General features: G+C 58.9%; 21 protein-coding genes. 7 read left to right on the plus strand and 14 right to left on the minus strand.

What is annotated here, in order from left to right; translation table 11 throughout:
* Positions 1-117 precede the first annotated feature (117 nt).
* Positions 118-1,314: an AAA family ATPase gene (locus JFT86_RS05305; protein WP_201236006.1), complete on the plus strand. Its 1,197-nt coding sequence runs from the start codon at positions 118-120 to the stop codon at positions 1,312-1,314.
* A 111-nt stretch (positions 1,315-1,425) separates the two neighbouring features.
* On the opposite strand, the gene JFT86_RS05310 is transcribed toward JFT86_RS05305, so the two are convergent.
* From JFT86_RS05310 to JFT86_RS05355, 10 genes are all read right to left on the minus strand, one after another.
* Positions 1,426-2,298 carry a transporter substrate-binding domain-containing protein gene (locus tag JFT86_RS05310; protein WP_201236007.1) on the minus strand — a complete coding sequence of 291 codons (873 nt, stop codon included), beginning with the start codon at positions 2,296-2,298 and terminating at the stop codon, positions 1,426-1,428.
* Entirely contained in the window at positions 2,295-3,077 is a 783-nt protein-coding gene (locus JFT86_RS05315) for an amino acid ABC transporter ATP-binding protein (protein WP_201236008.1), read from the minus strand. The genes JFT86_RS05310 and JFT86_RS05315 overlap by 4 nt, the downstream gene beginning before the upstream one ends.
* Positions 3,074-3,733 carry an amino acid ABC transporter permease gene (locus tag JFT86_RS05320; protein ID WP_103304103.1) on the minus strand — a complete coding sequence of 220 codons (660 nt, stop codon included), beginning with the start codon at positions 3,731-3,733 and terminating at the stop codon, positions 3,074-3,076. Before JFT86_RS05320 ends, JFT86_RS05315 begins: the two co-directional genes overlap by 4 nt.
* Positions 3,714-4,379, minus strand: a complete 666-nt coding sequence (locus tag JFT86_RS05325; protein WP_008083580.1) for an amino acid ABC transporter permease — start codon at positions 4,377-4,379, stop codon at positions 3,714-3,716. The genes JFT86_RS05320 and JFT86_RS05325 overlap by 20 nt, the downstream gene beginning before the upstream one ends.
* Before the next feature lie 707 nt (positions 4,380-5,086).
* Positions 5,087-5,884, minus strand: a complete 798-nt coding sequence (locus JFT86_RS05330) for a MetQ/NlpA family ABC transporter substrate-binding protein (protein ID WP_201236009.1) — start codon at positions 5,882-5,884, stop codon at positions 5,087-5,089.
* A 166-nt stretch (positions 5,885-6,050) separates the two neighbouring features.
* Positions 6,051-6,983, minus strand: a complete 933-nt coding sequence (locus JFT86_RS05335; RefSeq protein ID WP_201236010.1) for a sigma 54-interacting transcriptional regulator — start codon at positions 6,981-6,983, stop codon at positions 6,051-6,053.
* 55 nt (positions 6,984-7,038) lie between these two features.
* Positions 7,039-7,620 (minus strand): alpha/beta hydrolase, encoded by a 582-nt coding sequence (locus tag JFT86_RS05340; protein WP_201236011.1) that lies wholly within the window; start codon positions 7,618-7,620, stop codon positions 7,039-7,041.
* Between the two features lie 266 nt (positions 7,621-7,886).
* Positions 7,887-8,288 carry a biopolymer transporter ExbD gene (locus JFT86_RS05345; protein WP_003220570.1) on the minus strand — a complete coding sequence of 134 codons (402 nt, stop codon included), beginning with the start codon at positions 8,286-8,288 and terminating at the stop codon, positions 7,887-7,889.
* Position 8,289: 1 nt separating this feature from the next.
* Positions 8,290-9,015, minus strand: a complete 726-nt coding sequence (locus tag JFT86_RS05350; protein WP_201236012.1) for a MotA/TolQ/ExbB proton channel family protein — start codon at positions 9,013-9,015, stop codon at positions 8,290-8,292.
* A 45-nt stretch (positions 9,016-9,060) separates the two neighbouring features.
* On the minus strand, positions 9,061-9,870 hold the full coding sequence (locus JFT86_RS05355; RefSeq protein ID WP_201236013.1) for an energy transducer TonB: 810 nt from the start codon (positions 9,868-9,870) through the stop codon (positions 9,061-9,063).
* A gap of 355 nt (positions 9,871-10,225) precedes the next feature.
* Between JFT86_RS05355 and JFT86_RS05360 the strand changes: the two genes are divergently transcribed.
* Positions 10,226-10,537 (plus strand): hypothetical protein, encoded by a 312-nt coding sequence (locus JFT86_RS05360; RefSeq protein WP_201231922.1) that lies wholly within the window; start codon positions 10,226-10,228, stop codon positions 10,535-10,537.
* Between the two features lie 134 nt (positions 10,538-10,671).
* On the opposite strand, the gene JFT86_RS05365 is transcribed toward JFT86_RS05360, so the two are convergent.
* Both JFT86_RS05365 and JFT86_RS05370 read right to left on the minus strand, forming a co-directional pair.
* Entirely contained in the window at positions 10,672-12,015 is a 1,344-nt protein-coding gene (locus JFT86_RS05365; RefSeq protein WP_201236014.1) for an aryl-sulfate sulfotransferase, read from the minus strand.
* Positions 12,016-12,038: 23 nt separating this feature from the next.
* The gene (locus JFT86_RS05370; RefSeq protein ID WP_201236015.1) at positions 12,039-14,399 is read right to left on the minus strand and encodes a TonB-dependent receptor; all 2,361 of its coding nucleotides are present in this window, start codon (positions 14,397-14,399) and stop codon (positions 12,039-12,041) included.
* A 165-nt stretch (positions 14,400-14,564) separates the two neighbouring features.
* Here JFT86_RS05370 and JFT86_RS05375 point away from each other — a divergent pair, with 165 nt between their 5' ends.
* Both JFT86_RS05375 and JFT86_RS05380 read left to right on the plus strand, forming a co-directional pair.
* Positions 14,565-15,509, plus strand: coding sequence for a LysR family transcriptional regulator (locus JFT86_RS05375; RefSeq protein ID WP_201236016.1), 945 nt, complete (start codon positions 14,565-14,567; stop codon positions 15,507-15,509).
* 190 nt (positions 15,510-15,699) lie between these two features.
* Positions 15,700-17,316 carry an alkaline phosphatase family protein gene (locus JFT86_RS05380; protein WP_201236017.1) on the plus strand — a complete coding sequence of 539 codons (1,617 nt, stop codon included), beginning with the start codon at positions 15,700-15,702 and terminating at the stop codon, positions 17,314-17,316.
* Positions 17,317-17,423: 107 nt separating this feature from the next.
* Here the strand turns inward: JFT86_RS05380 and JFT86_RS05385 are convergent, their stop codons facing one another.
* Entirely contained in the window at positions 17,424-18,344 is a 921-nt protein-coding gene (locus JFT86_RS05385) for a TauD/TfdA family dioxygenase (RefSeq protein ID WP_201236018.1), read from the minus strand.
* A gap of 181 nt (positions 18,345-18,525) precedes the next feature.
* Between JFT86_RS05385 and JFT86_RS05390 the strand changes: the two genes are divergently transcribed.
* On the plus strand, positions 18,526-19,446 hold the full coding sequence (locus JFT86_RS05390) for a LysR family transcriptional regulator (RefSeq protein WP_201236019.1): 921 nt from the start codon (positions 18,526-18,528) through the stop codon (positions 19,444-19,446).
* Between the two features lie 94 nt (positions 19,447-19,540).
* Here the strand turns inward: JFT86_RS05390 and JFT86_RS05395 are convergent, their stop codons facing one another.
* Positions 19,541-20,554, minus strand: a complete 1,014-nt coding sequence (locus tag JFT86_RS05395) for an ABC transporter substrate-binding protein (protein ID WP_201236020.1) — start codon at positions 20,552-20,554, stop codon at positions 19,541-19,543.
* Between the two features lie 393 nt (positions 20,555-20,947).
* Here JFT86_RS05395 and JFT86_RS05400 point away from each other — a divergent pair, with 393 nt between their 5' ends.
* Both JFT86_RS05400 and JFT86_RS05405 read left to right on the plus strand, forming a co-directional pair.
* Complete coding sequence (locus tag JFT86_RS05400; RefSeq protein WP_201236021.1) at positions 20,948-22,546, plus strand: ABC transporter permease subunit; 1,599 nt, start codon at positions 20,948-20,950, stop codon at positions 22,544-22,546.
* Positions 22,543-23,358, plus strand: coding sequence for an ABC transporter ATP-binding protein (locus JFT86_RS05405; protein ID WP_201236022.1), 816 nt, complete (start codon positions 22,543-22,545; stop codon positions 23,356-23,358). Before JFT86_RS05400 ends, JFT86_RS05405 begins: the two co-directional genes overlap by 4 nt.
* Positions 23,359-23,365: the final 7 nt, after the last annotated feature.

The raw sequence follows: 23,365 nt of genomic DNA on the forward strand, positions 1-23,365 counted from the left end.
AGCACATTTCCCCTGTAGGAGCTGCCGCAGGCTGCGATCTTTGCTTTTAAAGCTCAAGATCAAAAGATCGCAGCCTGCGGCAGCTCCTACAATGGTCGCCTCAAGAGAAGGAATTTCATGCTCAAGACCCTCGCGGTGGCCAATTACCGCTCGATCAATAAATTGGTGATCCCGCTGGGCCGGCTGAATCTGATCACCGGCCCCAACGGCAGTGGCAAGTCCAACCTCTACCGCGCCTTGCGCCTGTTGGCCGAGACCGCGCAGGGCGGCGTGGTCAATGCGCTGGCCCGTGAGGGCGGGCTGGACTCGACGTTCTGGGCCGGCCCGGAAACCATCAGCCGGCGCATGCGCACCGGCGAAGTGGCGATCGAGCCGAGCGTGCGTCAAGGCGTGAAGCGTTTGCGCCTGGGGTTTGCCGGGGAGGATTTCAGCTACTCGATCAGCCTCGGCCTGCCCGATTCCAACGGACATTTCATGCTGCCTGAGCATTCACGGCCAATCCCTTCGCGCTTCAGCCTCGACCCGCAGATCAAGCGCGAATGCATCTGGGCAGGGCCGCACTACCGTCCCGCCAGCCTGCTGGTCGATCGCGACGGTCCAATGATCCGCGCCCGCAACGAGCGAAAATGGGATGTGCTGGCACAGCACACGCCGAATTTCGACAGCCTGTTCGATCAGGTCGGCAGCCTGCGCAGCTCACCGGAAGTGTTCCAGATGCGTGAGTTCATCCGCCGCTGGCGCTTCTATGATCACTTTCGCAGCGACGCCGACGCGCCGGTGCGCCAGCCACAATTGGGGACGCGCACGCCGGTGCTGCATCACGATGGACGGGATCTGGCGGCGGCGTTGCAGACCATCATCGAAATCGGTGACGGCGACGCGATGCGCGCGGCGATTACCGATGCATTTCCGGGTGCGCGGCTGCATATCGAAGCTCAGACCGGTGGCCGCTTTGCCATCGAGTTTTACCAGGAAGGGTTGTTGCGGCCGTTATCGGCAGCCGAGCTTTCGGATGGAACGTTGCGTTATCTACTGCTGGTCGCAGCATTGCTGACACCCCGGCCACCGTCACTGATGGTGCTAAACGAACCGGAAACCAGTCTGCATCCGGATCTGTTGCCGGCCTTGGCACGCTTGATCATTCGCGCCTCGGAAGAATGCCAGGTGTGGGTGGTGTCCCATGCACGGCGGTTGATTTCGGCGTTGCAGGAAGACCCCGAGTGCAATTGCATCGTGCTGGAGAAGACGCTTGGGCAAACCGGGATTGTCGGACAGCGGGTGCTGGATGAGCCGGCGTGGCATTGGCCGGATTGAGCGGTGCTTCAAGAATTCGCGAGCAGGCTCGCTCCCACATTAGATCGCGTACAACTGTGGGAGCGAGCCTGCTCGCGAAGGCAATTTCAGAGTCACCTCTGAATCAAGGGATCACCCCTGCCACTTGCCACCCTCAACAATCACGCTCTCAGGCTTGGTGTCATCGCTCAGCTCCTTACGCACATATTGGTCGTACAGCTTGAGCAGATACTTCTCTTCACCCAGTTTGGCCAACTCGGTATTCACCCAGTCGCGCAGTTCGACGTTGCCCTTCTTCACCGCCGGCGCAATCGGCGCTTCGGCCCCGAGTTTTTCGTCCAGCACGCGATAACCCGGGTTCTGCTTGGCCCAGCTGAACAGCACCAGATTGTCCTGCGCATACGCATCGCCACGTCCGTTGGCCAGGGCTTGCAGCGACTCGGAGTTTTTCTCGAACTTGAGCAGCTTCCAGTCCGGGTGATTCTTGGTCAGCCAGATGTCGGCCGTGGTGCCGGTGGTGACGATGGTGGTGCGGGTCGCCAAGTCATCAAGATTTTTTACCGCGCTGTTCTGCGGCACTAATGCCTGCACCGCGACTTTCAGATTCGGGTTGGTGAACTCCACCGCTTCCTTGCGCTCTGGGGTCACGGTCATGTTGGCGAGGATCAGGTCGACCTTGTCGCTTTGCAGGAACGGAATGCGGCTGGCCGGTTCCACCGCGACGAACTCGACCTTGTTCTCGTCGCCCAACAGATCCTTGGCGAATTGACGGCCGATGTCGGTATCAAAACCGACGTAGCGCCCCGCCTCATCGACGAAACCGAATGGCGGCTTGTCAGTGAAGACACCGACAATCAGTTTGTCGCGAGCCTTGATTTTGTCCAGATAACCGGCAGGCGCGGTGCTTTCGCTGGCGACTTTCGGCTTTGGCGTTTCTTCGGTTTTGCTGCAACCGGCGAGCAGCGCAAGGCTGAGCAGAGGGAATAAAAAAGCGGCAGTTTTCATGACAGTTGCAGTTCCTTTGTGAGTTTCGTTTCGGGCAGTGTTGCAACGAAGGAGAACTTCTCCAGGAACTGCTGCGCGCGTGCGGTTTGCGGGTTCGTAAAGAAAATCTCGGGCGGGGTCTGTTCCAGGATGCGCCCGGCATCCATGAACACGATGCGGTCGGCTACCGCGCGGGCGAAAGCCATTTCATGGGTGACGATCAGCAGGGTCATGCCTTCACGGGCCAGGCCCTGAATCACTTGCAGCACTTCCTTGACCATTTCCGGGTCGAGGGCGGCAGTGACTTCGTCGAAGAGCATCACCCGTGGGTTCATGCACAACGAACGGACGATGGCGATGCGTTGCTGCTGGCCACCGGAGAGCTGTCGAGGGAAGGCATCACGCTTGTCCGCCAGACCTACGCGTTCGAGCAAGGCTTCGGCTTGCTGCTGCGCTTCACGGCGTTGGCGCTTCTGTACTTTCAGCGGACCGAGCAACAAATTGTCGAGCACGCTCATGTGCGGGAACAGGTGATAACTCTGGAAGACCATGCCGATCTGCTGACGGACTTCGCGCCAGTCGGTGGACGTGTCCAGTAACTCGCGACCGGCAAACTTCAGGCTGCCGCTGTGAGCGACCTCAAGACCATTGAGGCAGCGCAGTAATGTGCTTTTACCGCAACCGCTGGGGCCGAGGATGACGATCACTTCGCCTGACTTCACTTGCAGGTCGATGCCGTTGAGCACCTGCTGCTCGCCGTAGAATTTGTTGAAACCGCGGAACTCGATCAATGCGCTCATGCTTGCGTCCAGCGCCGCTCCAGCACGCGTGAGGCGGCCGAGAGCGGGTAGCAGATGAAAAAGAAAAACAGGAACAGCGCGCCGTAAATCAGCACTGATTCGTAAGTTCGCTCGATGATCTGCTGGCCGACCTTGATCACATCGACCACGCCGATCAGCACTGCCAGTGAACTGGTCTTGATGATTCGTGTGTAGACGTTGATGGTCGGCGGCGTCATGCGTTTCAGCGCTTGCGGCAGCAGCACGTAGCCGAACAGTTGCGGCGCGTTGAGGCCAATCGACAGCCCCGCTTCACGCTGCCCGCGCGGCAACGAATGCAACGCACCGCGTGCGACTTCGCCGACTTCGCTGGCGCCCCACAACGACAGCACCAGCACCGCGCACCAGAAACTCGGCAGGCTCAGGCCAAAGAAAATCGGCAGACCGAAGAACAGCAAGTACAGCCAGACCAGCACCGGGATCGCCCGGAACAGTTCCAGATAGACCCGCAGGATCGCGTTCAGCCACGTCACGTTGAGCGTGCGCAGCACGCCGTAGAGCACACCGCCGACGGTGCTGATGGCGATGCTCAGAAACGAGATCGACAAGGTTTGCCCGGCGCCTTTGGCCAGTTGCGGCAACGACACCCAGAGCAGTTCAAGACCCGAACTGGCCATGCTGAAGCCTCCTTTCCAGACGGCTGAGCAACAGTGACAGCGGCAAGAACAGCAGCACGCAGATCAGCGTCAGCACGGCGAGCATTTCGTAGGTTTTGTAATACAGCGCGATGTAACTCTTGGTGGTGTAGAGAATTTCCGGCACTGCCACCGCCGAGACCACCGTGGTTTCCTTGAGCAGAAAAATGAAATTGGCGAACAGCGACGGCAGGCTGAGGATCCCCGCTTGCGGCAGGATCACGTAGCGCAGTAATTGGCCGTGAGAGAGGCCAATGGAACGGCCCGATTCAAGTTGCGCCTGGGGCACTGCATCGACGCCGGCACGCAGCACTTCGGTGAGGTAAGCGCCGCCGAGGAAAGTCATGGTGATGATCGCAGCGGTGAAGCCAGAAACCTGAATCCCCACTGCCGGCAAGGCAAAATAGACGAAGAACAACTGGATCAGCAGCGGCGTGTTGCGCGCCAGTTCCACGTACAAGCCAACCAGTTTTTGCAGGTAAGGCGTGCGGAACACCAGAATCGTCGCGTTGAGCAGCGCCACCAGCAACGACGTGCCGATGGCGATAAAACCAACCTGCAGCGTCACGCCGACGGCTTTTAGAAACGCCGGCAGGGTGCTGAGGATAAAAGCGTAATCGAAAGTCATGAAACGTCCTGTACGCCGCTCGGTAAGCGACGGTCGTGCAGTCCATGGGCAGCGGGTAACTGTCCGGCAGGCAGTGACTTTATAGGTATAAAAACAAGAATTTAAATACCGTTAAAGCATATTGATATCACCCAAAAAACTATCTTGTGGGTTTGCCGGGAAGGAATAAGAAGGCTATTTTCCCTTGCGCTGTAGGAAGGATCTTTTTTTCACGAAAGCCTTCCAAGGACAAACAGCTTTTGGCCAGACTCTCCCGGCCAAACCATTACAAGGAAGACAACATGGACGTAAAAGTGCCGCAGCGACTGGATCCGCAGGACATTGTGAAATTGCTCGTAGCGTTGAGGCGGGCGTTGAAGGCTCAGGTGGCCTGAGCTACCCGCATCAAGATCAAAAGATCGCAGCCTTCGGCAGCTCCTACAGGGGAATATGGTCACTGTAGGATCTGCCGAAGGCTGCGATCTTTTGCTTCTGGCTTTTGCTTTTGTGGCGAGGGGATTTATCCCCGATGGGCTGCGAAGCGGCCCCAAATATCGGATGACAGATGAACCGTGTGGACTGGTTTTACGACTGCTGTGCAGCCGATCGGGGATAAATCCCCTCGCCACAATGCTTCTGAACAGCCGAACCGTGTACACAAAAACGCCGATGACCATCGCTGGCCATCGGCGTTTTCACACCTTGAAGGGGTTCACTCAAGCGTCAGATCAGAACGCCGGCAGTACCGCGCCGTTGTACTTCTTCTCGATGAACGCTTTGACTTCCGGGCTGGTCAGGGCAGCGGCGAGTTTCTTGATCGCGTCGCTGTTCTTGTTGTCCTCACGGGCCACCAGGAAGTTCACGTAAGGCGAATCTGCACCTTCGATCACCAGCGCATCCTTGGTCGGATTCAGCTTGGCTTCCAGCGCGTAGTTGGTGTTGATCATGTCCAGATCAACTTCCTTGAGAACGCGTGGCAGCAGGGCCGATTCCAGTTCCTTGAACTTGAAGTTGTGCGGGTTCTTGGCGATGTCTTTCGGTGTCGCCAGAGCGTTTTTCGGATCTTTCAGTTCGATCAGACCCGCTTTCTGCAGCAGGATCAGTGCACGACCGCTGTTGCTGCCTTCGTTCGGGATGGCGATGGTTGCGCCGTCCGGCAGTTCAGCCAGCGTCTTGTACTTGCTCGAGTAGCCACCGAACGGTTCAACGTGCACGCCTTGCACGGTCACCAGGTACTTGGCCTTGTCGTCCTTGTATTTGCCCTGGTTGAAGCTGTCCAGGTAAGGCTTGGTCTGGAAGTAGTTGGCATCCAGACGCTTTTCGCCAACCTGTACGTTCGGCTGCACGTAGTCGGTGAACACCTTGATTTCCAGATCCACGCCTTCTTTGGCGAGGGTCGGTTTGATCAGCTCGAGAATCTCAGCGTGCGGCACCGGGGTCGCCGCGACAACCAGTTTCTCGCCGGCCTGCGCCAGGGAAGCAGTCAGAGCAGCCGCCAATGCGGTAAACAACAGAACCTTTTTCATGCAGTGTCCTTATCGAAAATCACGGTCGTCATCGACGACGGCATTAATACGTGTGCCAGTGAAGTGATATCGCTGGCGTGTGGCGGACAATACCGGGATTTTTTATTCCCGGACAATAACGTTTATTCAGCTTCATATTCCATTTTGTTCATGTTGAACGAAATGGTTACAACGCCCCACTCAAGCTCAACAGTAAATCTTTCAATGCCTTACGTTCGTCGACGCTGCCACCGATGTTGATTTGTGCAACCAGCCGTTCGATCTGGGCCTGCGTCCCAGACACCTCGGGCAGGTTCAGGTGCTCCGGGAGGATTTCGTCTCCGGTGCTCACCAGCAACGCAAAGTGAATGACGTTTTCCAGCTCGCGGGTGTTGCCCGGCCAACTGTGTCGCTCCAGCGCGTGTTGCGCCGCTTCGCTGATGAGCGGCACCGGCAGGTCCAGACGCTGGCTATAAATGCCGAGGAAATACTCGGCCAACGACAGAATGTCGCCGATGCGCTCACGCAGGGCCGGCAGTTCCAGTTGACCTTCGCTGAGGTAGTGATAGAGCCGCTCGTGGAATTTCCCGGCGTCCACCGCTTGCGCCAGATCGATGCTGGTCGCCGCCACCAGACGTACATCCACCGGGCTCGGCTGATGCGCACCGACACGGGTGACTTCGTGATTTTCCAGGGCGGCAAGCAATTTGATCTGGATCGGCAGCGGCAAGTCGCCGATTTCATCGAGGTACAAAGTCCCGCCATTGGCCGAGCCGAACCAGCCGGCGCGACTGCTGGCCGAGCCGCTGTAGCTGCCAGCGGCGTAACCAAACAGTTCGGCGTCGGCATAGGTCGGGCTGATCGCACCGCAGTTGACCGAGACGAACAGGCCACTGCGGTCACTGGCGCGATGGATGTGCCGGGCGAGCAGTTCTTTACCGGTCCCCGTCTCGCCACGGATCAATACCGAAAGCGAACGCGGAGCCAGTTGCTCAAGCTCTTCGCGCAACTGGCGCGAACGCGGATCGACAAACACCAGCGCTTTGGCGCGAATGCTCAGGGGGCTTTTTTCCGCGTCGGGAAAAGTCAGCAACGGCTGACCGAAGGTTTCAAAACTCATGGCAGGCTCCCGCCCAGAACCGCCGGCAGACGGGGGCGTTTAAAAAAATAAAAAATCAGGCGCGACGCCGTGCGTGGTCTTCCATACGGTTTTGCAGGCGATAGAGATAAGCAAAACCCTGTTCCCAACGCTGATGCCCGGACTTCACATTGATGTGCCCGGCGCCGGCCAGAATCCCCGCCTCGGCGCCCCAGTTGCGCGCCAGTTCCATAGCACGCGGCGCACTGACGGCGGCGTCGTTGTCGGAGCTGACCACCTGACTCGGGAACGGCAGCAGATCGGTCGGGATCGGCGCGAAATTGCGCAGCGCCGGCGCGCACGTCGGGCGCTCGACATCCGCTGGCGCGACCAGCAAGGCCCCGCGTACCTGACGCAGGTATTGCAGCGGCGCCGTGGCTGCCCAATGGGCAACGGTGACGCAGCCCAGGCTGTGCGCGATGAGGATGACCGGTGTGCTGTCGGCGGCAATCGCCTCGGCCAGCGCGGCGACCCAGTCTTCACGGCGAGGGGTCAGCCAGTCGGCCTGTTCCACTCGCGCGCTGTTCGGCAGACTGTTCTGCCAGTGGCTTTGCCAATGATCTTCTGGCGATCCTTGCCAGCCCGGCACAATCAGGTAGCGAATTGATTCGTTGCGCATGGGGGAGCTCTCCTGCGTGTCTGTTCCTGATCGAGTATAGGGAGAGGATTTATATTCGTTAAGGAATAAGAAGCTATTTATTAAGACCCAAATTGCATATTACTTCTTTGTGCGGGAGCTACCGAAGGCTGCGATCTTTTGATCCTGATCTTTAAAGCAGAATCAAAAGATCGCAGCCTGCGGCAGCTCCTACACAGGAGAATTTCCGAAATAAAAAAAGGGCCGCACCCTGCCAAGGAGACGGCCCCGGAAAAACGTAAATGCTGTTAACGCGCAGTAATCACCGACAACTTGGTAATCCCCGCCCGTTCAATCGAGGCCATAGCGCGCGCCACTTCCCCGTAGTTCACCCCGTCATCGGCCTGCAATTGCACGCGCACTTCCGGGTCCTTGGCCTTGGCCGACTTGAGGTTGAATTCGAGCAAGTCGGGCTGAATCTCATCCTTGTTGATAAACAGTTTGCCGGCGCCATCAATGCTCACCACCAGCGGGTCTTTCTGCTCGACCGGCGCCACCGCTTCGGTCTTCGGCAAGTTGATCGGGATCGCGTTGGTCAGCAGTGGCGCGGTGACGATAAACACCACCAGCAGCACCAGCATCACGTCCACCAGCGGCGTCACGTTGATCTCGCTGAGCACCTCGTCACTGTCTTGCGTGGAGAAGGCCATATCAGGACGCCTCCTTCACTTTTGCCGCGTTGCCCGGCGCTGCAACCTTGTGCGCGGTCGGGTGGATCAGCACCCGGAATGCACTCTTCTGCGCGAGGCTGTAGAAGTCGTGGGCGAAGTCGTCCAAGTCCGCAGCGGTCAATTTCAAACGTCGCAGAAAGTAGTTGTAAACCAGCACCGCCGGTACCGCGACGGCGATACCCACACCGGTCGCGACCAGTGCCGCACCGATCGGGCCGGCCACCGTTTCCAGGCTCGCCGAACCTGCCGCGCTGATACCTTTCAACGCTTCCATGATTCCCCACACCGTGCCGAACAGACCAATGAACGGCGACGTACTGCCAATACTCGCAACCACCGCCAGACCGGTCTCCAGCGAACGCCGTTCGCGGACGATCTGCTGACGCAGGGCGCGTTCCAGTCGGTCCTGATGGTTGATCGCCTGGCTCAAATCATTGGCCTGTGGCGCCTCACCCACCTGAATCGCCGCATAACCGGCCTGAGCCACCCGTGCCGCAGCGCCGGGTTGGGTTTCGCTCAACTCGGCGGCGGAATCCAGACTCGACGCCGCCCAAAAGCGTTTATGAAAACGCCGATCCTGTACCTTCAGACGCCCGAACTGCACAGCCTTGAGCAGTGCCAGGCCCCAAGTGGCGACGGAAAAAACCACCAGCAGCCAGATCACCGCGCTTTCGATGGATTCCAGTGGAGATGCCAGTAACGTCATGATGTGTTCCCTCGTGTAAACGTTTAGCGCGAATTTGGTTTCGGTTTAATGAATCTTGAAATCGATGGGCACGCTGACCCAGCCGTCCTGGGCGACATCACCCTGCTTGGCCGGGACAAAACTCCAACGTTTCACGGCGTTCAGCGCCGCGTCGTCGAGCTGTTGCCGGCCACTGCTCTTCTGAATCTGGATCTCGCCCGGTTTGCCGCTGGCCAGCACATGCACTCGCAACAACACCGTGCCTTCCCAACCGCGACGCTGGGCCAGCGACGGATATTCCGGCGCCGGGTTTTTCAGGTACGCGGCGTTGGCCGAGGCCGGGGTTACCGGTGCCGGCGCCGGCGGTGCGGGTGGTGCTGGCGCCGCGACCGGGGCTGCCGGTTGTGGCGGCGCCGGTGGTTGCTCAACGGCTTTGGGCGCGGGTTTCGGCGCGGGCTTCACCACCGGTTTAGGTTTTGGAATCGGCTTGGGCGGTGGCGGCTTGGTCGCCAGTTCGTCTTCCACGGGCGGCGGTGGCTCGACCACTGGCGCAGGTGGTGGCGGCTCGACAACCGGTGGCGCGGGTGGCGCCGGGCGCGAAAACTCGATTGTCATCGGTGGAATTTCCGGCGGCACAATCGGCAATACTGGCGTCGGCTTCTGGCTGATCCAGTAGATCACCGCGCCATGTACCACCAGCGCCAACACGCCGAGCAAAATTGTCTCGCGCCGACTCAGAATGCCTTTGGGTGCGCGCTGCAAACGCAACTGCCCCAACGGCACGCGATGCGGTCGGCCGAGATCGACCAATTCGCCACTCGGCGTCTGACGCCACAGCAATTCCTCTGCGCTGGCGGCGGTCTGGACATTGCCCATTGATTCACTCCCTGCGGTCTTTTTACGTTCTGTGCAAAAACTGCCGAACCACCGCTTGCTGAATCCCCCACGGCGGGTCGATGGGTGAATCATTGGGTTTGTCGCTTATCTCCGAAAGTAATCTTTAACGTTATGAATAGATGATTTAGAAATATTAAAATTGATCGTTTTTCGCAAACCCTTGTCTATCAAGGCCTGTAGCCAAGCAGGCAAAAAACGATGCTTTTCAAGCATTGAAAATATTCGCCCAAGGTATGGGCTGGATACATCCTCACTTACAACAATCACGTTGCGTGAGGCGTCGCGAGCGCTTTAGATCGCTGCTGCATTATCAATCGACTCAGGAAGAGTAAATATGCAATTTGGAAAATGGACACTGATCTATATGGCGCTATTGTTGGCACCTTTATCACTCGCCACAGCTGCTTCCGAGGCAGTGAATCCGATTGAATTGGAAGTAAGAAACAAAACCAGCTTTCCTATTTATGTGTTTCAAGGAAAGTGGCGTGCCGTGGTCCTCCCTGAGGATCGCTTTCAAGCCAAAGACTACAAAGCGTCGGCCTTGACCATTTCAACTTCGACGCCTGAAGCCGGGTTCAAATTTGTAACGCTCAGTCAGGAAAAAGGCTGTAAAGCACAAACCTGTATTTTGATCACGGGCAACTGATCTTCTGAAAAACTGAAGAACCATGAGCAAGTACTGCGCATAAAAAAAGAGCCGCCAGACCTTATAAGGACGTGGCAGCTCTTTTTGCGTAACACCCATATTTTTTGAAGAATTTTCCTTGATTCATTATTCAACTAACGACTGGCATTGGTCTGCTGCACACCCACGGCAGGCGCGATGACCGCAGTTTCCGAGCGCGGCGTACCGGCGGGCACCCAGTCATAACTCACAGGCAGCGCCCGATAGACCCAGTTGCTGATCGCATCGCTGCCAGGGGCTTTGCCAAGGTAGGGGCTGACGTATTCCCAGACGTTCTCACCCTTGGCCGTCACCTGAAAAAACCGCCCGTTCATGCCTTCGTCAATCAGCGTATTGCCGTTGGGCAAGCGACGCGCGCTGCTGATGAAGGAGCTGTAAAAAGCCCAGCCCGGTTGCTTCGAATTGGCCGCGCTGTACTGCCAGACAATTTCGTTTTTCAGCGGGTCGATTTCCAGCACCCGTGAACCGGAAATCAGCCCGAGCGTCACGTTCGGATAACCCGCCGAACCCTGGTTGTCGAACACCAACAGATTGCCGGCGCCGGGCAATCCGGCCGGGATGATGTGGGCGTCATGCTGGCCGACAAACTGATCCACCGGTCGCGGCAGCGTCTGCGCGGTTTTCGGGTTGATCGGCGGCAGGTTCGGCCCGAGACGCCAGACCACTTTGCCGCTGTTCTTGTCGATGATCGCGATGACGTTGGCGTTGCGTGAATCGATCAGCAGGTTGTCCGGACTGAAGCGTTTGTCACCGGCATCGAACCACTTGTTCGGCCCGACCAGGCTGAGGTTGTTGATGTGCAGGTAATCCGGATTGTCGCTGGCGTGTACCAGTTTCAGTTGCTCGGGCGTGAAACCGAATTCGTTGAGATGCTCCGACGCCAGCCATTGCCATTTCACTGCACCGTCAGCGCTGACTTCGTAGATAGCATCGTCGATCACCTCGGGCACTTTGAAGCCTTTGACCTTGTGCACCTTGTTGGCCAGCACCACGGTGTTGCCGTTGCTCAAGCGGCGCTGATCATGATGCTGTTGCGCCGCGCCACCGGGTGCCTTGTCGCCCCACTGCCAGATGACTTTGCCGTTCCAGTCCAGTTCGCCGACGCTCTGGTTGCCCAGGCCGTTGCCGGCCGAGCCGAGCTTGCCGGGATCCTTTTCGCTCAGTTGCAGCAGTACGTGCCCACGCTCGCCGCCGACCAATTGCGGGTCGATGATCGCTGAGGGGAAACCCGCCTGCGGCCAGGTTTTTACCTCATTGCCGTTCATGTCGATCAGGTGCGTCTGTTTGTCGGCGCCACTGAAAATCACGTACTGATTGAACGCCTTGTCCGGGTCGTAACGGGTGACGCCTGTGGGATAGACGCTGGGTGCGGCAAACGCTCCGCTACTCAACACCGCGCCGGACAACAACAGCGGTAAAGCGCTTTTGATGGGCAACATGATGCATCTCCTTGAAGGGTCAATCAGAAGTCGTAGCGGCCAGTGACGCCGAGGGTGCGTGGCGTGCCGAGCAGGCCTTCATAACCGCCGTTGCCGCCGGTCCACAGGGTCGTGTAGTAGGTTTTGTCGAAGGCGTTTTTCAGCCATAGCGAGATGTCCCACTGCCCTTGGTTGAAATCGCCGCGCAGGCCGGTGGAAAAGTTGACCACCGCATAGCTCGGGATCTGGCCGTAGTCGGAGTCCTCGACCGTGCCGACGGCTTTCGAGCGGAAGGCATAACTGGCGGTGACGTAAGGTTCGAAGCCGTTATCCAGATTCCATTTGTATTCGCCGTTGGCGTTGCCGATCCATTTCGAGGCACCGACCACTTGATGGCCGCTGAGGTCGCAAGACGCTGGCGCACCCGGCGCCTGGCTGACTTCCGGCGGGCATGGCGCATCTTTGTAGGAGAGGTAGCTGACGTCGTTGTAGGAGCCGTTGATGTTCAGGGTCAGGCCGCGCAGCGGGATCACCGTGCTCTCGAATTCGACCCCGCGCGAGCGCACGGAACCGGCGTTGGTCAGGTACTGCACGCGGTTTTCGGCGTCGTAGGCGTTGGTCTGGTAGGCGTTGACCTGGGTCCAGAACACGTTGGCGTTGAGTTGCAGACGGTGGTCCCACAGCGTGCTTTTGAAACCCAGCTCGGCGTTGTTGGCGCGCTCGGTGCCGATCAACAAAGAGTCGGCGCCGGCCACCGGAGCCGAGCCGACCGCAAGGTTGACCCCGCCGGATTTCTCGCCGTGGGATAACGTCGCGTAGCCGATCACATCATCAGTGATCCGGTAGCTGAGGTTGAGCAGCCCGGACGGACTGGAGCTGTACTGATTCAGATCGCCGGAATCGTAGGCGCCGGCACGCCCGCGTCGCGCCGTTGCGGCAGCACCAGCGACAGTCGCACCGCCGACCGGCGCATTGCGCGTGACCCAGGCGCTTTTTTCTTCATAGGTGCCGCGCACTCCGGCGGTGAAGTCCAGACGCTCGGTGAGGTGCCAGGTGCCTTGGGCGAACAGCGCAAAGCTGTCGGTCTTGATGTGGCCGTTGCCAACACTGGTGACGTTGGCCAGCGCACCGGCCGGCGTGCCGTTCCAGATGTCGGCTTGCGGGCCGTAATAGGCGAAGGATTTGTTGTCCAGATTGTTGCCGAAGTAGTACGCGCCTACGACGTAATCGAAGAACTCGCCCTTCGGTGAGGCCAGACGAAATTCCTGCGAATACTGTTTGTCTTCCACCGAAACCCCGGCGTTATAGCTCGCCGGCACGTTGAGGCCGTCGTCGTTGCGCGGGGTGAAATTCCAGAAGCGGTAGGAGCTGATCGAAGTCAGCGTGAAGTCGCTCGGCAACGTCCAGTTGGCCTCCACCGAGGTGCCGCCCTGATGCACGGTGACGTGTTGATCGTTGTCCAGATTGACCTTGCGGTGCGAGCCGTTGACCAGCGTCGCCCCGGCCGCACTGGCTCGTGATTGGTAAAGGTTGACGCCGTTGATGGTCGGCCCGGTGTTGTACAGCACGCGGGTGCCGGCACTGGAATCCTCTTCGTTGTAATCGCCGATCCATCGCAGGTTGAAATCTTCGTTGGGCTTGAACAGCAACTGCGCACGGAAACCGTCGCGAGAGCCGCCGTTCAGATCATGGCCGTCGTATTCGTTCTTGATGTCGCCATCGCTGCGCGTGCGATAGGCGGAAAAACGCCCGGCGAGTTGATCGTTGAGCGGCCCGGAAATCGTGCCTTTGGTCTGGAAGTAGCCGTCCTCGCCGACCGAGGTTTCAATGCTGCGTTCAGGGGTAAACGTCGGCGCCCGGGTGCTGATGTTGATCACCCCGGCGGTGGTGTTTTTGCCGAACAACGTACCTTGTGGGCCACGCAAAACTTCGAGCTGCTCAATGTCCATCAGATCGAACACCGCCATCCCCGGGCGGCCCAGATAGACGTTGTCGATGTACAGGCCGACGCTGCCCTCCAGACCATCACTGGCCGGGTTGTTGCCCAGCCCGCGAATCGACACGCTGGACTGCCGGGCGTGCATGTAGGCGACGTTGACGCTCGGCACAAGCTGCTGCAAATCCTGGATGCGGTAGACCCGCTGAGTTTCCAGATTCTGGCCGCTGACCACGCTCATGGGCGTCGGCACATCTTGCGAGCTTTCTTCGCGGCGGCGGGTGGTGACCGTCACGGTTTCCAGTTGCGAACTGTTGGCCGCAGGCTTGCCGGTCGGCACTGGCGCCGGGGTTTCGGATTCGGCGGCATAACTGTGAGTCCAACTGGCGCTCCCCGCCAGCAATAGGGCCAGAGGCAGGCGTTTGAGCCGTCGTGGCGTTAGGGGTGACGCGAGGTTCAACGGACTCATGGCGCGGCTCCTGGTCAAAAAACACACAGACATCGTCAGCGCTGCATATTCTTTTCAGTTATTTATTTATGGATTTACAAATATTTACTGCATAAGAGATTGCCTTTATAAGGAGTCGACCTAATGCATATCCAATGCATTTCCCGGATATTTTTTATGTGAAAAATGCATATCGACTTGCGCCAACTTCGTCACTTCATCGCCTTGGCTGAACAGCGCAGCTTCGTCGCCGGCGCGCAGGCGGTGAACCTGTCGCAGTCGGCGTTCAGTCGCAGCATTCAGGCACTGGAACACAGCGTCGGCTGTCAGTTGGTGGATCGTGGGCGCAAGGAATTGCCGCCGACCAAACAGGGCCAGGTGCTGCTCGAACATGCGCGGCGGTTGGTGAGCGGCGCGCAACAAATGGCCAACGAGATCAGCCAGTTCAACGGTCTGGAGGCGGGGGAATTGCGCTTCGGTTGCGGCCCGGCGCCGGCGGCGGGATTGATCCCGCGAGCCATCGGCAGCTTCATCGGCCGCTATCCGAAAGCTCGGGTGCAGTTCCAGGTTGATGACTGGCAGAGTTTGAGCAAACGCCTGCTCAGCGAAGAGTTCGAATTCTTTGTCGCCGACACTCGGCATTTCGAAGCCGATCCGGATTACCTGACGCACCGGTTACGGCCACGCAAATGGCATTTCTGCTGCCGCGCGGGGCATCCACTGGCCGGTTTTGATCGGGTGACAGCCGAGCAATTGATGAGCTATCCGCTGGCCGTGAGCATTCGTCCGCCGAACCTGCGTAAAGTCATCGTCGACCTCAGCGGTCGCCCGGATTTCACGCCGAATGTGGAGTGTGAAAACAGCTCCAGCCTGTTGAGCGTGGTGCTGCGTTCGGATGCGATCGGGATCGTCGGCGCGTATTCCGACGCGTTGCATCAGGCCAAGGGTGATCTGCTGTGTTTGAAGATCGAGGGGCTGGCGGATGATCTGGAGGAGTTGTACACCCGCTACGGGATTGTCAGTCGGGCGGGGTATCGGTTGTCGCCGTTGGCTGAGGCGATGATTGAGCAGATCAAGGTGATTGATGCAGTGGATGAGGAGGTCTGTTCACTGAAGAATTTGGCTGTCTGATCTACCGCTATCGCGAGCAGGCTCACTCCTACAGGTGAGCGCATTTCAAATGTAGGAGTGAGCCTGCTCGCGATAGCGCCAGTACAAACACCAATGCATCCACTGCATAAAACCCATTCCCCAAATGCACTTGCCGAACACCCCCACCGAAAGCGAAAACCCTCACCTGTCTCTCTGACCGGTGAATCCCATGTCCCATCCTGAAAAACCCGTGCGCAATGTGCTCTACATCATGTGCGATCAGCTGCGCCGCGATTACCTGTCCTGCTACGGCCACCCACATTTGCACACGCCGAACATTGATCGTCTGGCCGCAGCCGGCGTGCGTTTCAGCCGCGCTTATACTCAAGGCACGATCTGCGGGCCGTCACGGATGTCGGCCTACACCGGACGCTATGTCAGCAGCCATCAAGTGGCATGGAACGCCGTGCCGCTACCGCTGGAAGAACTGACCATTGGCGATTACCTGCGCCCTCACGGCATTCGTACCGCGCTGGTCGGCAAGACCCACGCCACGGCGAATATCGATGCCTTGCAACGATTGGCAATCAACCCGGAGAGCGAACAGGCCGAAGTGCTCAACGAGGTCGGCTTCGAACCCTACTTCCGCCACGACGGCATCTTCCCCGATGACCCGCTGTTCGACGACAAACGCGAATCGGCGCCCTATACCCATTACCTGCGCGAACACGGTTTCGACGGCCGCAACCCTTGGCACGACTGGGCCAACGCCGCCGAAGGCGAGAACGGTGAAATCCTCAGTGGCTGGCAAATGCGTCATGCGCATTTGCCGGCACGAATTCCCGAGCAACACTCAGAGACTGTCTACACTACAAATCGAGCCATCGACTTCATCACCGAGCAAGGCGAAAAATCCTGGTGTTTGCACCTTTCGTATATCAAACCGCACTGGCCCTATATCGTACCATCGCCATACCACACCATGTACAGTACGAAATCGATACTCGAAGCGGTCCGCGCGACACCCTCCGAAGCCAGCAAACACCCCGTATACACTGCCTTTCGCCAGCATGAGGAAAGCCTCAACTTCTCCCGCGATTCAGTACGATTGAATGTAATCCCCACCTACATGGGCCTGATCAAGCAAGTGGATGATCAGCTCGGGCGGCTGTTCGATTTTCTGCAGAGCAATGGCCGTTGGGATGACACGTTGATCGTGTTCACCAGCGATCACGGCGACTTTTTGGGCGATCACTGGCTGGGCGAAAAGGAGTTTTTGCTGGAACAGGCCGTGGGCGTGCCGTTGATCGTGCGCGATCCTCGAGCGGCAGCGGATGTCACCCGGGGAACAGTCGATGAGCGCCTGGCGGAAACCATTGATGCGCTGCCGACGTTTCTTCAGGCACTTGGATTGCCGGGGGCAGAGCATCGACTTGAGGGGCGCTCGCTGATTCCACTGCTGCACGGCGAAAACCCTGAGTGGCGCCGCTATGCAATCAGCGAATACGACTACGCCTTCCAGGCCCCGGCACGGGAGCGACTCGGGCAACCGATTGACCGCTGCCGCATGACCATGGTGCGCAGCGAGCGCTGGAAATACCTGGCGTATGACGGCTTTCGGCCACAGCTGTTTGATCTGTTGAATGATCCGCAGGAGCTGCGCGATCTGGGTGAGGATCCGGCTTACGCGGCGGTACGCGAGGAGCACGCGGGGTACTTGTTTGAATGGATGCGGGGGTTGAAGCGGCGGACGACGATCAGTCATCAGGAGATTGATTTGCGCGGGCAGCGCTTTCGCTACGGTGAGCCGGAAACCGAGAAAGTCGTTCAGATCGGCGTGTGGTAGTTAAAAGCATCGCTGGCAAGCCAGCTCCCACAGGGTTTGTGTTTTACACATCCATTGTGTTCAACACTTTCCACTGTGGGAGCTGACTTGCCAGCGATGGGGCCAGATCAGACGCCGCCGATATCAGGGCCTTTGATGGTCTGGCTACGCTGCCCCGAAACCCCGACCGGCACTTCACCTTTCAACGTCACCCGGCGCACGATCCGATCCTGCGTACCGTAATCATCAATCGCGTAATGCTGCGTCGAACGGTTATCCCAGATCGCCACATCACCAGCCTTCCAGCGCCAGCGCACGGTGTTTTCCTGACGAATCACATGGCTCTGCAACAGCCCGAACAGATGCGCCGAATCTGCCTGCGAGTAGCCTTTGATGCGCTTGACGAAGTGCCCCAGCAGCAAGCTTTTCTCGCCGCTGATCGGGTGCACGCGGACCACCGGGTGCTCGGTCTCGTAGACGGTCGAAGTAAAGATCTTGCGGTAGCGCTCGAGCTTCTCCGCCGAGACGTCAGGCTTGGCGCCAGCGTAGTCGTATTCGTTGCTGTGCACGGCGACCAGTTTGTCCGCCAGTTCCCGCAACTCGCTCGGCAGTCCGTTGTACGCGGTTGCGGTGTTGGCCCACAGGGTGTCGCCGCCAAAGGCCGGGGCAACTACCGAGCGCAGGATCGAAGCTTTCGGGTAAGCGTCGACGAAGGTCACGTCGGTGTGCCACGAGTTAGCGCGCTGGCCTTCGGCACCGTCGAGTTCCAGCAGATAACGGGTGCCGTCACGCACCGGTACGGTCGGGTGCGCCACCGGCTCGCCGAGCAGATGAGCGAACGCTTCCTGACGTTGATCATCAAGCTGGGTCTGCTCACGGAAGAACACGACTTTGTACTGAACCAGTGCCTGTTGAATGGCTTCGACGGTGGCGGCGTCCAGCTCACCGGACAGGTGCACGCCACGGATCTCGGCGCCGATACGACCGGCCACCGGATGAATTTCCAGCGCGTGGACAGCGGGTTTTACTGCGAGTGCGGCATTGCTCATGGGTAGACCCTCATCGACTGCTTGCGGTTGAACGGCATCGAAACAACGCTCTATATATATTCCATTTACATCTAATAGATATTGACATGCTTCGTTGACGGAATAAGAGCTTGCATTTAAAACCTCAAGCAAGCCTCGTCGCAAATGCCTTCGAGCTATTTTTAGGATGCCGGAAAAGCATATGGATCTTCGCCAGTTGCGCTACTTCATCGCCCTCAACGAACACCGCAGTTTTGTCCGTGCGGCGGACGCCATGGGCATCACCCAACCGGCGTTCAGCCGCAGCATTCAAGGGCTGGAGCAAGAGTTCGGTTGCGTGCTGGTGGATCGCGGCAACAAGGATCTGCGTCCTACGCCAGAGGGCCAGGTCGTCTTGCAGCACGCCTTGAGCCTGGTGCAGGGCGCGGCGTTGCTCAGCGCCGAAGTGACGCAGATGACCAAGCTCGATGCCGGCGAGGTGCATTTCGGTTGCGGCCCGGCGCCAGCGGTGAAACTGGTGCCCGACGCGGTGGCGCAATTCATCAACGCGCACCCGAAAGTGCGCACCTGCTTTCAGGTAGATAACTGGGAAAAACTCAGCCGCGCCCTGAGTCGTGAAGAGATCGAATTCTTTATCGCCGACATCCGCCATTTCGAGTCCGACCCGAATTTTCAGACGCAGCCACTGACGCCCAAGCGCGGCGTGTTTTTCTGCCGGCCGGGGCATCCGTTGCTGGCCAAGGAAAGCCTGTCGACCAACGACATGTTCGACTATCCGCTGGCGACCACGCTGATCCCGCCGGGCATCCGTAAACTGCTGGCGAACCTCAGTGGCCGCATCGATTTTTCCCCGACCATCGAGACCGAGCATTTTCCGGCACTGGTGAAGGTAGTGCTGCAATCCAATGCCATTGGCATCGGTACGGAGGAGGCGTTTCACGAAGACATTGCCCAGGGTTCGCTGGTGTTGCTGCACTGGCGCAACCTGCCGCAGAACCTCGAGAGCATGAATGCGCGGTGCGGGATTGTCAGTCGCACCGGGTTTCGGCTTTCACCGGCAGCGCGGGCGATGATCGAGACGCTGGTGGCGGTGGACAAGCAAGAGGTCAGCGTTGCCGTTTAGAGCGCTATCGCGAGCAGGCTCACTCCTACAAGGGACGGATTCCTAATGTAGGAGTGAGCCTGCTCGCGATGGCGTCGGACCAAGCGCTACAGATTCAGAGCTTGGCAGCGGCGAGCTCAGGCGCCACCCAATCGCTTACCTTGAACGGCTTGCGAATCAGCTTCTCCTTCGCCGCCAGGTCCACCGAATCCTGCAGCTTGCCGAGGAACACCGGATCCAGTGTCGACGGGAATACCTCGCTGAGTTTCTGATCGGCCAGATCCTTGGTCAAAATCACCGGTGGATAACTTGCCAGCCCCGATACCAACTGCACGTACGCATCCTTGTTGCTGTCCTGCGTCAGCCATTCCACTGCCTGCTGTTGAGCCTTGAGCAGTTTCGCCACGACTTCAGGATGTTCATCGACAAACTTGCCGGTGCCAACCAATACCGACTGAACACTGCCCGCGCCGCCCAGATCCTTGGTACTCAATGGCAACTCTGCCAGCCCCTTGGCTTGCAGCGCCGTCAGCCCGGTGCTGCCCCAGGACGCGTCAATCTGTTTGGCCGCCAGTGCTGCCACCGCCGCGCTGAAATCAAGGTTGATGACTTTCAGATCTTTCTCGCTCAGCCCCTGGCTCGCCAGCGCCGCATCGAACGACAGCTGGGTCGCGGTGCCACGGAAGACCGCCACGCGCTTGCCTTTCAGATCCTGCAGGGACTTGATCCCCGAACCGGGCACAACCCCAAGGTAATGTTTCACCCCGCGCGCGCTGGCGCTGAGCAGCCGTGTATCGAGGCCATTGGACTTGCCGATGATCGCCGCCAGATCGCCCAGATACGCCAGATCGACCTGACCATTGGCGAAGGCCTCGTTGATCACCGGCCCGGCCCCTTTGAAGAAATTCCACTGAATCTTGATGCCCTGCTCGGCGAAGGCCTTTTCGAAGATCTGCTGATCGCGCAACACATCGACCACGCCACCGCCGCTGTGCTGGGTGCCGGCGCTCAGGTCGGGCACGGCGATGCGGATTTCCTTGAGTTCGTCGGCGTGGGCGCTGAGCGCCAACAGGCCCGCCAGTGCCGGGGCGGCGAACAGACTGAAAACGCGTTTGAAGGGAAGGTTCATGGGTGCGGCTCCTTGATCACGACGGGCGTTGAGGAGCCGAAAGTAGGCTGAAGCAGCACCTTCGCTTAAATACTATAAATGCACATTTTTATAGCTTTTAACGCTAAGCAGTCTGTAACGGGGCTTGCAGCAGCGTATGCATTAACAGCATCGAAAATATTCTTCGAATGCATTGGATGCGTGTGGGCCAGAAGCCTTAAATGGCGTGGCTTATTTCCAAATATATAAATAAACAGAATCCATATAACTATTTGTTTGAATTTAATACCGCTAAAGATCGCAGCCTTCGGCAGCTCCTACAGGGGTGAACTCACGGACGCGCCCCCTGTAGGAGCTGTCGAAGACTGCGATCTTTTGATCTTGATCGATCCAACCCGACAACGGAGGTCACTCATGGCCCGTCAATCCCTGCTGAGCCTGCCCCTGCACGCACCGCCGCTAAAAAGTCGGCGCTCCTGGCCAAGCCTTCAGCAACGCTTATTGCCGTGGTTACTGCCACTGAGCCTGTTCGCCCTGTGGTGGCTTGCCGCGCGTAACCAGTGGATGAGCGAACAGATCCTGCCGGCGCCGTCACTGGTGTGGAACAGCGCGGTCGAACTGTCCCAGGGCGAGTTGTGGAGCCACTTGTGGATCAGCCTGCAACGGCTGTTTTGGGGGTTGCTGGCGGGGATCAGCGTCGGTGCGCTTCTGGGTGCGGCACTGGGTTTCAGTCGCCGCCTCGAACGCTTGATCTTCCCGACCTTCGCCGGTCTCGCGCAAGTACCGACGCTGGCGTGGATTCCGCTGTTCATGGTGTTTTTCGGTATCGGCGAAGTGCTGAAACTGGTGGTGCTGATCAAAGCCATCGTCGTCCCGGTGACCCTGCATACACTGGTTGGCGTGCGCGATGCGCAACCGAAACTGCGCGAAGCCGCTGCGGTGCTGCGTCTGCCGCCACGTTTGTTGATTCGCCGGCTGGTGTTGCCTGCCGCCCTCCCCGCATTCATGGCAGGTGTGCGTCTGGCTTTGGCCGCCGGCTGGACGTCGCTGCTCGCCGTCGAATTGCTCGCCTCCAGCGAAGGCATCGGTTACCTGATGGTCTGGGCACGGCAGTTGTTCATGCTCGACATCGTTTTCGTGTGCATCGTGGTCATTGGTCTGATCGGCGTGGCGATGGATCGCGGCATCGGGCTGCTGGACAAAAAACTGGTGCACTGGCCGCACCCGGCCACTGCGGAAATCCGCCGTGGCCCGCGCTATGAAGGCTGGCAACGGCTGCAACCGTGGCTGCTGCCGCTGGGCTTGCTGGCGCTGTGGCAAGTGGCGAACGACCAGCAGTGGGTCGACGCGAATATTCTGGTGAGCCCGTTGGCCGTGCTCAACACCACGTGGGACGGGCTGCTCGACGGAACGCTGATCACCGGCATGGCCCTGAGCCTTGGGCGCACCCTTGGTGGTTTGCTGCTGGGTGGCGGACTCGGTTTCGCCCTAGGCCTGCTGTTGGGATTGTCGCGTACCAGCGAACGCCTGCTCGGCCCGACGCTTGCCGCTGTCCGGCAGATCGCGATTTTCGCCTGGGTGCCATTGCTCACCGCATGGTTCGGTCTGGGTGAATTGTCGAAGTGGGTGTTCGTTGCCCTCGCCGCGTTTTTTCCGTTGTTCATTGCCACCCAACGCAGCGTCGCCAACCTCTCGCCGCAACTCAACGAAGCCGCGCAAGTGCTGCGCCTGAGTCTCGCTCAGCGCCTGCGTCGATTGGTATTGCCAGGCGCCGCGCCGGGGATTTTCGCCGGGCTCAGGTTGAGCCTGATCTACGCCTGGCTCGGTACCATCGGCGCTGAATATTTCATGCCGTCCAACGGCGGCATCGGCAGCCAGATGATCGGTGCGCAACAACTGCTGCGCATGGATTTGATCATGGCCGGCATGCTCCTCGTCGGTTTGACCGGCGCCCTGCTCAACCTCATTGGCCAACGCCTGGAAATTCGCGCCACCCGCTGGAGACACGCATGAACGCACCGATTGTCAGCTTCAACCACGTAGGCAAATCCTTCGACGTCGACGGTTTCGAACTGGAGGCGATTCGCGAATTCAACCTGGACATCGCCGAGGGCGAATTCGTCGCCATTGTCGGCTCCAGCGGCTGCGGCAAATCGACATTGCTGCGCTTGCTGGTGGGCCTCGATACGCAGTTTCGCGGGCAGATCAGCGTGGATGGCAAAGCCGTCAGCGGGATTGGTGGCGAGCGCGGCATCGTCTTTCAGGAGCACCGCTTGTTCCCATGGCTGACCGTCGCCGACAACATCGGCCTCGGCTTGGTCAACGAGCCGTTGAGCGCCGCTGACAAGCAACAACGCATCAACGACTTCATCGATCTGGTCGGCCTGCGCGACTTCACCCGCGCCTATCCGCATCAGCTCTCCGGCGGCATGGCGCAACGTGTGGCAATCGCTCGCGGCCTGGTCGCCAGCCCACGGATTCTGCTGCTCGACGAGCCTTTCGGTGCACTCGATGCACTGACCCGTCAGCAGATGCAGGACGAGCTGTTAGCGATCCGCGCCCGGGCAAAAATCACCACGATCCTCGTCACCCACGATGTCGAAGAAGCGATTTTTCTGGCCGACCGCGTGGTGGTGATGGAGCCGCGTCCGGGGCGCATCAAGCAAGTGGTCGACATTGCCCTGCCACACCCGCGCCAGCGCAGCAGTTTCGACTTCCATCAGTTGCGTGAAGAGCTGCTGCACGAACTGACCAGTGACGACCATTACCAACCAAGCGTGCCAGTGCAGATCCGCGATCTGCCGCTGACGTTCATTGCCTGCTGAGAGGAGT

The sequence above is a fragment of the Pseudomonas sp. TH06 genome (assembly GCF_016651305.1).
GTDB lineage: Bacteria > Pseudomonadota > Gammaproteobacteria > Pseudomonadales > Pseudomonadaceae > Aquipseudomonas.

What these genes read in the sequence shown, in the direction of transcription:
- JFT86_RS05380 (WP_201236017.1), top strand. Translation starts at nt 15,700, where the DNA reads ATGTCCCATCCTGAAAAACCCGTGCGCAATGTGCTCTACATCATGTGC.
- JFT86_RS05365 (WP_201236014.1), bottom strand. Translation starts at nt 12,015, where the DNA reads ATGTTGCCCATCAAAAGCGCTTTACCGCTGTTGTTGTCCGGCGCGGTG.
- JFT86_RS05340 (WP_201236011.1), bottom strand. Translation starts at nt 7,620, where the DNA reads ATGCGCAACGAATCAATTCGCTACCTGATTGTGCCGGGCTGGCAAGGA.
- JFT86_RS05330 (WP_201236009.1), bottom strand. Translation starts at nt 5,884, where the DNA reads ATGAAAAAGGTTCTGTTGTTTACCGCATTGGCGGCTGCTCTGACTGCT.
- JFT86_RS05405 (WP_201236022.1), top strand. Translation starts at nt 22,543, where the DNA reads ATGAACGCACCGATTGTCAGCTTCAACCACGTAGGCAAATCCTTCGAC.
- JFT86_RS05320 (WP_103304103.1), bottom strand. Translation starts at nt 3,733, where the DNA reads ATGGCCAGTTCGGGTCTTGAACTGCTCTGGGTGTCGTTGCCGCAACTG.
- JFT86_RS05390 (WP_201236019.1), top strand. Translation starts at nt 18,526, where the DNA reads ATGGATCTTCGCCAGTTGCGCTACTTCATCGCCCTCAACGAACACCGC.
- JFT86_RS05315 (WP_201236008.1), bottom strand. Translation starts at nt 3,077, where the DNA reads ATGAGCGCATTGATCGAGTTCCGCGGTTTCAACAAATTCTACGGCGAG.
- JFT86_RS05375 (WP_201236016.1), top strand. Translation starts at nt 14,565, where the DNA reads ATGCATATCGACTTGCGCCAACTTCGTCACTTCATCGCCTTGGCTGAA.
- JFT86_RS05335 (WP_201236010.1), bottom strand. Translation starts at nt 6,983, where the DNA reads ATGAGTTTTGAAACCTTCGGTCAGCCGTTGCTGACTTTTCCCGACGCG.
- JFT86_RS05400 (WP_201236021.1), top strand. Translation starts at nt 20,948, where the DNA reads ATGGCCCGTCAATCCCTGCTGAGCCTGCCCCTGCACGCACCGCCGCTA.
- JFT86_RS05345 (WP_003220570.1), bottom strand. Translation starts at nt 8,288, where the DNA reads ATGGCCTTCTCCACGCAAGACAGTGACGAGGTGCTCAGCGAGATCAAC.
- JFT86_RS05325 (WP_008083580.1), bottom strand. Translation starts at nt 4,379, where the DNA reads ATGACTTTCGATTACGCTTTTATCCTCAGCACCCTGCCGGCGTTTCTA.
- JFT86_RS05370 (WP_201236015.1), bottom strand. Translation starts at nt 14,399, where the DNA reads ATGAGTCCGTTGAACCTCGCGTCACCCCTAACGCCACGACGGCTCAAA.
- JFT86_RS05310 (WP_201236007.1), bottom strand. Translation starts at nt 2,298, where the DNA reads ATGAAAACTGCCGCTTTTTTATTCCCTCTGCTCAGCCTTGCGCTGCTC.
- JFT86_RS05385 (WP_201236018.1), bottom strand. Translation starts at nt 18,344, where the DNA reads ATGAGCAATGCCGCACTCGCAGTAAAACCCGCTGTCCACGCGCTGGAA.
- JFT86_RS05355 (WP_201236013.1), bottom strand. Translation starts at nt 9,870, where the DNA reads ATGGGCAATGTCCAGACCGCCGCCAGCGCAGAGGAATTGCTGTGGCGT.
- JFT86_RS05360 (WP_201231922.1), top strand. Translation starts at nt 10,226, where the DNA reads ATGCAATTTGGAAAATGGACACTGATCTATATGGCGCTATTGTTGGCA.
- JFT86_RS05305 (WP_201236006.1), top strand. Translation starts at nt 118, where the DNA reads ATGCTCAAGACCCTCGCGGTGGCCAATTACCGCTCGATCAATAAATTG.
- JFT86_RS05395 (WP_201236020.1), bottom strand. Translation starts at nt 20,554, where the DNA reads ATGAACCTTCCCTTCAAACGCGTTTTCAGTCTGTTCGCCGCCCCGGCA.
- JFT86_RS05350 (WP_201236012.1), bottom strand. Translation starts at nt 9,015, where the DNA reads ATGACGTTACTGGCATCTCCACTGGAATCCATCGAAAGCGCGGTGATC.